This is a genomic window from Kitasatospora sp. NPDC058046 (genome assembly GCF_042885595.1).
Taxonomy (GTDB): Bacteria; Actinomycetota; Actinomycetes; order Streptomycetales; family Streptomycetaceae; genus Kitasatospora.
Window position 1 is genome coordinate 1 of record NZ_JBHVRS010000057.1, and the last position, 10,241, is coordinate 10,241.

General features: G+C 66.9%; 7 protein-coding genes and 3 pseudogenes. 3 read left to right on the forward strand and 7 right to left on the reverse strand.

The window, feature by feature from the left end; translation table 11 throughout:
- Positions 1–603: 603 nt before the first annotated feature.
- Positions 604–852 (forward strand): annotated as a pseudogene (locus ACFVU7_RS44840) (transposase); the annotation flags it as partial.
- A gap of 79 nt (positions 853–931) precedes the next feature.
- On the forward strand, positions 932–1,411 hold the full coding sequence (locus tag ACFVU7_RS44845; RefSeq protein WP_388052499.1) for a transposase: 480 nt from the start codon (positions 932–934) through the stop codon (positions 1,409–1,411).
- A gap of 7 nt (positions 1,412–1,418) precedes the next feature.
- Here ACFVU7_RS44845 and ACFVU7_RS44850 read toward each other — a convergent pair.
- From ACFVU7_RS44850 to ACFVU7_RS44880, 7 genes and pseudogenes are all read right to left on the reverse strand, one after another.
- Positions 1,419–1,889: pseudogene (locus ACFVU7_RS44850) on the reverse strand (IS630 family transposase); the annotation flags it as partial.
- 115 nt (positions 1,890–2,004) lie between these two features.
- Positions 2,005–2,652 carry a group II intron maturase-specific domain-containing protein gene (locus ACFVU7_RS44855; protein WP_388052501.1) on the reverse strand — a complete coding sequence of 216 codons (648 nt, stop codon included), beginning with the start codon at positions 2,650–2,652 and terminating at the stop codon, positions 2,005–2,007.
- A 68-nt stretch (positions 2,653–2,720) separates the two neighbouring features.
- The gene (ltrA, locus tag ACFVU7_RS44860; RefSeq protein ID WP_388052504.1) at positions 2,721–3,956 is read right to left on the reverse strand and encodes a group II intron reverse transcriptase/maturase; all 1,236 of its coding nucleotides are present in this window, start codon (positions 3,954–3,956) and stop codon (positions 2,721–2,723) included.
- A gap of 715 nt (positions 3,957–4,671) precedes the next feature.
- Positions 4,672–5,466 (reverse strand): reverse transcriptase domain-containing protein, encoded by a 795-nt coding sequence (locus ACFVU7_RS44865; RefSeq protein WP_388052507.1) that lies wholly within the window; start codon positions 5,464–5,466, stop codon positions 4,672–4,674.
- 518 nt (positions 5,467–5,984) lie between these two features.
- Positions 5,985–6,569 (reverse strand): IS630 family transposase, encoded by a 585-nt coding sequence (locus tag ACFVU7_RS44870; protein WP_388052510.1) that lies wholly within the window; start codon positions 6,567–6,569, stop codon positions 5,985–5,987.
- Between the two features lie 321 nt (positions 6,570–6,890).
- Positions 6,891–7,751 carry a geranyl diphosphate 2-C-methyltransferase gene (locus ACFVU7_RS44875; protein WP_388052513.1) on the reverse strand — a complete coding sequence of 287 codons (861 nt, stop codon included), beginning with the start codon at positions 7,749–7,751 and terminating at the stop codon, positions 6,891–6,893.
- Between the two features lie 84 nt (positions 7,752–7,835).
- Positions 7,836–8,867, reverse strand: a complete 1,032-nt coding sequence (locus ACFVU7_RS44880) for a hypothetical protein (protein WP_388052516.1) — start codon at positions 8,865–8,867, stop codon at positions 7,836–7,838.
- 397 nt (positions 8,868–9,264) lie between these two features.
- Here ACFVU7_RS44880 and ACFVU7_RS44885 point away from each other — a divergent pair.
- Positions 9,265–10,111, forward strand: a pseudogene (locus ACFVU7_RS44885) (IS5 family transposase).
- Positions 10,112–10,241: the final 130 nt, after the last annotated feature.

Sequence of the window (10,241 nt, forward strand, 5' to 3'; positions counted from 1 at the left end):
CGTCCCGCTGCGGCAACAACGGCTCTATACGAGCCCACGCAGCATCCGTTATCTCTCCTCGACCCACCACAAGATCAATTATGAGACACGGCCTAATCCCAGGACTCGTCGGTCCACCATCTCTGTAGCCGTTCGCGACACCAGCGCACCCCAGGGACCCCGATCTGTTCCAGAGCTCGGCGGCTCGCGGAGATCGACAAGGGGTTCGCCCTGGGGCGGGCTCGCACCACCACGACAACGAACACGATCAAAGGGTGGGTTCCGCGGCGGCCCGAAGACACCGGGACGCGCCGCTCTCTCAGAAGGCCTCACATAGCCAGGGCGTTATCAGGCATCGGCCCGGTGCCTACGCGACCACCACGAAACCCACCACCGTGACAGCACCGCTCTTGGGTTAGGCCTTGCTGGCCAGGAGACACCGAGGCGTCTGTCACCCGCGGACAGTTCCAGGGCCCCAGCCGGGGTGATCCGGAACTACCTACACAAAGGATTAGGGCGTTCGATAGGGGAATCCCCCCAACTGTCCGGCTTCCAATGGCACGGCACGGACTCGGTACCAGGAGCTCGTAGCGGCCGGGCCCGCGTCAGCGGTATTGATCAATCGTGACTCAACGACGCCGGTACCCCTCGGACCTGAAGGACGACCAGTGGCAGCTCATCGAACCGATGCTGCTGCGCTGGCAGTCGGCTCGCGCCGAGGGACGCGAGCCGACCACCGAACTGCGTGAAGTGGTCAACGCGATCCTCTGCGTCGCGCGGACCGGCATCGCCTGGCGCTACCTGCCGCACGACTTCCCGCCCCACACCACGGTCTACGGCTACTTCAAGGAGTGGGAAGGCGACGGTGCCGCCGAGCAGATCCACGACACGCTCCGTGACCAGCTCAGGGCGAAGAAGGGCCGGCGGATCCTGCCGAGCGAGGCGATCATCGATGCCCCGGTCGATGAAGGCCTCGCCGAACGCCCCGGCCGACAGCCAGGGCTACGACGGCGGGAAACGGGTCAAGGGCCGCAAGCGCCACATCGCCACCGACACCCTGGGCCTGCTCCTGGTCCTGATCGTCACCGCCGCCGGAGTCCAGGACTCCGCCGGCGGCAAACAGGTCCTGGACACCCTCGCCGTCCGGTGGCCCACCGTGACCAAGGCGTGGGTGGACGCCGGCTACAACAACGCCGTGGTCAAGCACGGCGCCGCCCTGTCCATCGACGTCGAGGTGGTCGCCCGCGACAAGGAACAGAAGGGTTTCGTCGTCCAGCCGATCCGCTGGCGCGTCGAGCAGACCTTCGGGATCATGTCCCGGTGCCGGCGGCTCCGCCGCGACTACGAGGAACTGTATCGAATGCCCCTAAGGAGTTGTCGATGCTCATGTCGCGTGTTCCCTCGTGTCCTGCACCTAAAATGTCAGCTCTAAGTCTGCTTCAGGTTTCAGTGGTCGGCGGGTTGATTTTGGTGAGGTAGCCGGCGAGGGAGTTGAGGATCTCGTCGGCGGTCTTGGTCCAGGTGAAGGGCCTGGGGTTCTCGGTCAGCATGCCGAACCATCGTTCGACCTGGTTCATCCACGAGGAGCCGGTGGGGGTGAAGTGGACGTGGAAGCGCGGGTGTCTTCGTAGCCACGTCCTGATCTCGGCGGTGTTGTGGGTGGCGTAATTGTCACAGACCAGGTGGACATCGAGGCCGGCGGGCACAGCCTTGTCGATCATGACCAGGAACTTCTTGAACTCGATGGCCCGGTGGCGGCGGTGCAGTGCCGATATGACAGTGCCGTCAGCGATGTTGAAGGCGGCGAACAGGCTGGTGATGCCATGCCGGTAGTAGTCGTGGGTGCGGCGTTCGGGCATGCCCGGCATCATCGGCAGTACCGGGGCGGAGCGGTCGAGGGCCTGGATCTGTTGGGTCGGGGACGGGACGCCTTTCGGCCTTCCGGCCGTAGGTCTTCCCGTCCCCGCCCGCCGAACCCGCCGTGCGGGTCATCCCCGCAACGGGCTCTCCACGTGATCCGATGGTTCAGTTGACGAGTTCCGAAACCTGCCCGACGAACGCCACGTCGTCGTGGCTGGTCCGGCGGAAGCGTGCTCCCGACGGATCGACCTCGTCGATGTTGTACGGCGTCGCGATCTGCGCTCCGCGGAAGCGGTAGCGCTCGACTCGCGTCTTCGCCGGATTGTAGAGGACCAGGCCGTCCTCACAGATCCGGTCTGCCCCGTAGAAGCGGCGCCGGGTCTGCTTCCAGGTCATGTGCGGGTGCTTGCGGCGGATCCAGTAGATCATCCTCCACCAGGCATACCAGCCCAGGTAGGAGAAGGTCTTCTTGGAAGCGCCGTAGCGGAAGTAGGCAGCCCAGCCTCGCAGGACCGGGTTGATCATCCGCAGCACCTGCCCAATCCGGAGTGAGGTCGTGCTCGCCCTCGTGGCCTCCTTGATCTTGTGCATCACCCTGGCCAGGGCGTCCTTGGACGGGATGGTCAGCACCACACGGCGCCCGTCTCCCCGCTGCCACCGTTGGATGCGGAAGCCCAGGAACACGAAGCCGTCGTCGATGTGGGTGATGTGGGTCTTCTCAACCGAGAGGGTCATCTTCAGCCGCTCGGCCAGCATCTGCGCGATCTCCGTCCGGATCGCCTCCGCGTCCGACCGCTCACCGTGCACGAGCACGACGAGGAGAGTCGGCGGCGGGAATCTCACCCGCCGCCGCTCGCAGAACCGTGCGGGAGCCTCTCGGCTCACACGGCTCCCATCGTCCAGCCGTCAGGCTTGAGGCCGAACCGCCAGTGGGCGAACAGGTTCGGGTAGCGGCGGGCCGCGCCCGCCAGCAGTTCCCTCGCCCGCTTCTCGCGGCGGTGCAGTCGCTTGTACTTCCGGCAGGCCCAGCGCACCAACAGGTCATTGATGCGCCGGAGGAGGGGATACAACATGGACTTGTAGAAGCGCCCGTAATAGTTGATCCATCCCTGCACGATGCTGTTGAACATCCGTGCAAGGTCCATCAGGGACTTGTCACTGCGGCAGGCGATGCGCCAGGAACGGATCTCCTTGCCCATCGCCTTGATCGCCTCCTTGCTGACCGCGGGCAGGAAGTTCACGAAGTGCTTCCCGAACCGGTTCTTGGCCAGCCTGGGCCGGAACGTGTACCCGAGGAACGTGAACGACGTGTGCTCGTACGAGCCGCGCCGGTCGGCGTCCTTGCAGTACACGATGCGCGTCTTGTCCGGATGCAACTCCAGACCGACCTGCGCCAACCTGGCCGCGAGAGCGTCCCGCACCCGGCGGGCCAGCCTCTCGCTGCCACAGTGGATCACCGCATCGTCGCAGTACCGCTCGAAGGTGACCTGCGGGAACTCCCGCGCCAGCCACACATCGAACGCGTAGTGCAGATACAGATTCGCCAGTACCGGAGAGATCGCCGACCCCTGCGGAGTCCCGCGATCCCTCGGCACCACCGTCCCGTCCATCTTCGCCAGCGGGGCGACCAGCCACCGCCTGACGTAGAGCAGGACCCACTTCCCATCCTCGTCGACGTGCCGTTCGACCGCCTTGAGCATCAGCTCGTGGTCCACGCTGTCGAAGAACGCCCGGATGTCGAGATCGACCACCCAGTCGCTTCTCCAGCAGCGCTGCCGGCACTGCTCCACCGCGTCCAACGCCGATCGCCGGGGTCGGTAGCCGTAGGAGTCCGGGTGGAACACAGGCTCCACCCGACGCTCCAGATACATCGCGGCCACCGTCTGGGCGATCCGGTCGGCCACGGTGGGCACCCCGAGCACGCGGACACCTCGCCCGCCCGCCTTGGGGATCTCCACGGCCTTCACCGCCGGAGGGAAGTACGAGCCGGACGACATGCGGTTCCACAGCTTGAACAGGTTCCTACTCAGCTCCTGTTCGAACCGCTCGATCGTCACGCCGTCCGCCCCGGGTACACCCTTGTTGGCCTTGACCCTTTGAAATGCCTGCCACACCATCCACTTGGGGATATCAAACGACTTGCTTGTGACCTCGGCCTGCGGCCTCGATCCGTTCACCTGGCTCCTCCCGGGAACTCCGGTTGACCACCGAACAAGACCAGGACGACCCGCCCCCTTCGCTCCACCCCCATTACAGGGGTTTCACCACTACTACGAGGCGGTCCGTCCCCCTGCCACGCATCGGTACTCTGCCCCTTGCAGTTTCAGCTGCTTGAGGTTCTCCCTTGAAGCCGACTGACCGTCAACACGGCCACCGGCAGCATCGCGGCGAGGGGTTCCCACGTTCCACACCGGCGCCTGAGCCGAGCTCGCGCCACCTTCATGCCGGGCACCACCTGGCCAGGAATACAGGAACCCGCCAGACTCATCCCGGGGCAACAACTGGACCCCGGTTTCGGCAACCGCCCATACGCTTTCGACACTTCGGCAGTGGTTCACTCGCGTTCGCCTTCTCGGCTCGCACCTGACGCATCAATTGCGCCTTGTCCGCAGTGCTCACCACCCCGGCTCATTCACCGGAGCAGCCTGCGGTGGTTTGAGACCTCCCCCTGCGTGGGCGGTCCCGGAGGGCCTACCTCCATCACCAGTGCAGCACCACATCAGCAGCTTCCGTCTACACCGAAACCTCCTGATGTGTTCGTGGCGCACAGTCATCCGCGTAACGGATCAGACGGTAGTTCGGCTGTCCGCGCCGTCGTCGCTGCTGGCGACGCTAGGGCGGGCTCATCTCCCGTTCCCAGATGCCAGCGAAGTGGCGGTCCAGGACGGAGAGATAGATGTTGGCCAGCAACAGAGAGGCGACCCCGCCCTGCGGCGTGCCGGTCAGGCTCGCGACAAGGGCACCGTGGCGTTCGACGATCCCCGCCCGAAGGAACGCGTGGACCAGCCGCAGCACCTTTCGGTCGGTGATTCGCTCTTCCACCAGGCCCATCAGGACCTGGTGGTCGACGTTGTCGAAGCACGCGGTGATGTCCCCTTCCACCACCCACTCATATGAGCGGCTGGTGAGCTGGTGGATCTCGGCAATGGCATCCTGAGCCCGGCGCCCGGGCCGATACCCGTAGCTGGACGGGTAGAAATCGACCTCGAACACTGGCTCCAGGAGCAGCTTGAGGGCCATCTGCGCAACCCGGTCACGCAGGGTCGGGATCCCCAGCAAACGGATCTTCCCGTTGCGCTTGGGGATGGACACCTGCCTCATTGGCAGCGCGGTGAACGTGCCGTCCCTCAAGGCGGAGCGGAGCTCCTCCAGGAAGGGCAGCACTCCGACGTCCTCCTCGACGTGGCGGCGGGTGACCGCATCCACGCCGGCTGTCCTGGCACCCTTGTTGCCTGCGACCCGCTCCCAGGCGACCAGCAAGGTCGCCCGGTCGCAGATCAGGTTGAACACGTCACCGAACCTGCGCTCAGGTTCGGCCCGTGCCCATCGGTACAGCTTCCGCTGGTGGTCGAGTACCCGACGTTCGGCCTCGAAGATGTTCGGCCACGACGGTGCGCTGTTGTTCAACGGCGCGTCTCCCCTCCACCAGTCATGCTGCTGATCACGCTGCCGCCCTTCCCCACGTGGCCAGCTCTCCTGACCTCCGAGTACTACGGCGGCTCCGCCACGATCCGATGCCCTGGGCGGGCGTTGCGCCTGCCCTCCGCCCGGCTGGAAACCGGAGGGGTAGGGCGGCATCGGACCGCTTCCCACGTTCACTGATGTCCGTTGTGACGGGTGTCGGCGTCCGGCTATACCTCGACGGCATCGCCACGGGCCGCACATCGCAGTCTTGGCCCGGGCCTCCCGCCGCCCAAATCTCACGGACGACGGAAGCGGGCAGGTCAAAAGCCACGACCTGCCCAGCACCGCAAAGTGATCCATCCACCAGATTCAGCAGATCACTGACGACTAACGGGGCTTCTGACACCGGTTCAGTTCCCTTACCCCTTTCCCGTCCTCGCTAGCGGGCACGAGCCGTCTGGTAGTACCGGCCCGCCCCTACATTGTCGAGGCCGCTTCCAGCCTTGCCCCCAACCCGGGGCTCAGCCTGCCTCCAGCTTCGACCGGTCACTACGATGACCGGCGGCGGGTCCTTCCTCCCGCACGGATCCATCAGCGCCTCGTGGCGCACGCGACTTCTCGTCGACCGACAGCACCACCGCCCCCTCGGGCGGGTCGAAGCAGAGCCCGACCACGTCGTGGACCTTCTCGACGAAGAACGGGTCGGTGGAGAGCTTGAAGGTGTCGGCCAGGTGGGGCTTGAGCTGGAACTTCCGCCAGATCCGCCCCACTGTGGACTTCGACAGGCCACTGCGGGCCGCCATCGAGCTCCGCGACCAGTGCGTCGCGTTCTTCGGGATCTCCTCCAGCGTCGCCACCACCACCGCTTCGACCTCGTCCACCGCGATGCTCGGAGGCCGGCCCGGCTGCGGCTCGTCCACCAACCCGTCCAGCCGCTCGGCGAGGAAGCGCCGCCGCCACTTGCGGACCGTGTCCGCGGTGATGCTCAACTCCCGTGCCACGCCGACGATCGACGGCACATCCGGGCCGTCGCAGGCCAGCACGATCCGGGCCCGCAAAGCGAGCGCCTGGGCGGATGTCGCCCGGCGGGCCCATCGCGTCAGCACCTCCCGCTCCTCCCCGGACAACAACAACGGCTCCAACGCGGGACCGCGACGGCGCACCGGCACATCCGAAGAATCACTCACGCAAGATCTAACGACGAATCTCCGTCGCAGGACACTAGCGGTTGTCGGGCGGTCACCCCACGGGGGCGTGCGCGGCATGGGACGGCGGGCCGGGGGTGAGGCGTGAGGGCACGCCTCCGTCCCCGGGCCGGGACCGGTCAGGCCCGGTCCCGGGGCAGCGGCTTCGGGCCGGGCGAAGGGGTTGCGCCGCGTGCGCCCGATGTCGGCCGGGCGCACGCGGCGCGTTGGGTGGTGGGTGGTTCAGACGCGGTCGGCGGCGATCATCAGGTAGTGGAAGCTGCCTTCCTTGTAGGCGGTGAGGAAGGCGTCCTCGATGCCGGTGGCGACCTCGGAGGTGGCGCGCAGTTCCCAGTAGGGGATGGTGGCGGCGGTGAGATCGACCACGCTGATCGGGATCAGATTGTTGGCGGCCATCGCGGCGAAGTAGGCGCTGCGCGGGTGGATGTCGCAGATGTAGTGGGCGTCGATCTGGCTGACGGCGCGGGAGGGCTGGCGGCCGTGGACGTCGTTGTAGCAGCCGGTGATGGTGACGTAGCGGCCGCCGGGGGCAAGGACGCGGGCGTGTTCGGCGAACAGCTCGTGCAGGTCGACGTACATGGTGCTCTCGTTGTTCCACACGGCCTGGAAGGTGGCGGTGTCGAAGCCGTTGTCGAGCATGTTGCGGAAGTGGAAGGCGACCTTGTCGTCGACGCCGCGGCGCTTGGCCTGGTCGTTGGCGAAGTCGACCTGCTGCTGGGAGATGGAGATGCCGTTGACGTGGCAGCCGAAGAGCTGGTTGGCGACGAAGCTGGTGCCGCCGCGGCCGGAGCCGGCGTCCAGGATGCGGCTGTTGGGGCCGAGGTCGCCGAGCTGGGCGGCGAGGTAGTCGGCCTGCGCGGCCTCCAGGCGGTGCAGTTCCTTGACGATCCGCTCCTCGCGGGTCTCCTCGGGGCCCTGGAGCGCGGCGTGGTCGACGTCGCCGATGCCGTAGTGGTGGTGGTAGGTGCCGGAGACGTTGCCCAGGCGCAGGTTGACCGGGTCCTTCTCGTTGTTCCAGTAGTCGGCCACTGTCTGCTGGTACCGGGTGGTGATGACGTTGGCGCCCGGGGTGGTCGTGGTCATGGTGCCTTCTTTCGTCGGTGGTGTGGGTGGCTGGCAGGAGGTGGTCGAGGGGTCGCGGATGGCGGCGATCCGGGCTGCGTGCGCTCACGCGCCGGTGGCGCTCGCCTGCCGGGGCAGGGGGTAGCGGGCGGAGAAGGCGTGCCAGGCGCGGGCGCCGGCGATCCAGGCGCGCAGGCCGTCGAGGAACCGGGCGACCATCAGGTCGGGAAGAGCGGTGCGCAGGGTCCGGCACGCCTCGTCGAACTCGCGTACGGCAGTGTTGTGCGCCCGGCAGGCGGCCGAGATCGCCTCGGCGCGTGAGTAGCCGCGTTCGTGGGCGATAAGGGCGGGCAGGGTGACCGCGCCGGGGGCGTCCTTGCCCTGGGAGTACAGGTCGTTGACGATGACCATGGCGAGGTTGGCCAGGCGCAGGGCGCGACGCACGCCCGGGTGCTCGTAGTGTCCGGGGCCGAGTTCGTAGCCGCCCATGAGGTCGGTCAGGGCCAGGGCGGGTCCGAAGCCGTCCGCCTGCCGGGCGGCGAGGAACTCCCACACCGGCGGGCGTATGCCGGCGGTGCGCCAGCTGATCGGGGCCTGCTGGGCGGTGAAGACCGTGGTGGTCTCCGCGCGTATGCGGGCCAGTTGGCCTGGGGTGGCGTGGCGGCCCAGGAGGGTGAAGCTGGCGCCGAGGTGGCGCAGGTACGGGCGGCGGCCGAGTTCGCGGCGCAGGCCGGATTCGTGGGGCTCGGTCAGGTGGGCAGGGTCGAGGGCGGCGAGGGCGAGGGTCAAGTAGGCGCCGGCGTGAGCGGGCACGCCGGCGGCGTCCTCGTCGTCGCAGACGTCGTCGACGGCGGCAATTGCGGACATCCAGCAGGCCGCGGCAGTGAGTTGAGCCACGTCGTCGCAGTTGGGGAAGACCATGACGGCCAGGTGGCCGAACCGGGCCGAGGCGAGGGCGCGTGCGCGGTGCGTGTCGAAGCCCGCGGCGAGGGCCTGGTGCGCGACCTTCTCGTCGATGTGGGCGGCCAGCGCCGTATCGGTCCTGGCCGGCGGGCGGGTGAGAAGCTCCGGGAACCGGTCGTCGTCCGGCTCACTGCCGGTGGCGGCGCGGTCGTCTGGACGGTGTGGTGCGGTCATGGCGGCGGGTTCCAGGTCTGGTCGGCGGTGGCGGGATGGCGCGATTTGCCCCAATGGTCTATACCACTTCGTGGGCTGTCAAATACTGGCGGCGGTGGCGGGAGGGGTGGGGTCGCGCGGCTGTTGTCGCGCGGGTCCGTGGGCAGGTAGGCCGCCCGCTCCTCAGAGGACGTTCGTGTCATTGATGTCTGATTTGAGGCATTTGCTGATGGTCGGAAATGTCCAGCAGGTGCGAGTTGCCCAATCTGCTTGGTCCATGAGGCGGCACTCGGAACAACGATTCGTCCGAGTTGGAGGTGATAGTTCCTGTCCGGTTTGAAAATGCCGGGATCACGGCGCGGCCATCACTCGATCGAGCGATAGACCATTCTCAACTCCGGCGCATACCAGTGTACTTATGACGATTCAGTCGCAGCGCAAGGCCTATCCGAGCGACCTGTCCGACGTGCGCTGGGCCCTGATGGAGCCGGTCCTGGCCGCCTGGCGCGCCGAGCGGCAGAAGACCTCGCTCCATCTCGGCGGGAAGGTCACCGACCTGCGGGAGGTGATGAACGCGGTCCTGTTCGTGAGCCGAACTGGCATCCCCTGGCGCTACCTGCCGCACGACTCCCCCCCGGCACACCACCGTGTTCTCCTACTTCGGCGCCTGGGCCACGGACGGCACCATCGAGAGACTCGGCCTGCGCCTGCACCGTCTGGTACAGGGGAAGGAGGGTCGAGCACCCGAGCCGACCGCGTGCGTGATCGACGCCCAGAGCGTCAAGACCGCGCCCAGCGTGCCGACCGCCACCCAGGGCATCGACGCCGGCAAGAAGATCGTGGGCCGCAAGCGCAGCATCGTCACCGACACGCTCGGCCTTCTTCTGCTCGTCATGGTCACCGCGGCTAGCGTCTCCGACAACGATGCCGGGAAGCAGCTCCTGACCCGGCTCGCCAAATCACATCCCACGGTCACCAAGGCCTGGGTCGACACCGGCTACAAAACCCAGGCCGTCGAACACGGAGCAGTGCTCGGCATCGACGTCGACATCGTCCCGCGAAATAAGCAGGTCAGAGGCTTCTCGGTCGTCCCGAGGGGGTGGGTGGTCGAGCGAGGATTCGGCTGGATCATGATGCACCGCCGACTCGCCCGTGACTACGAGACCAAGCCCGAGCACTCCGAAAGCATGATCCGCCTCGCGATGATCGACAACATGACCCGCCGTCTCACCGGCGAATCAACACCCACCTGGCGAGGCACCTGAACCGGACATCATGGAACTCGCGAGACCAAACGCCCTCTGAGCTTGACTCTGTCGGGGATCTTGGTGTTCGGCTGTCGGTGAGCATGGTGGTGCGCCAGTCTCGCGGGTGTACAACGCCCGCGAGATTCCC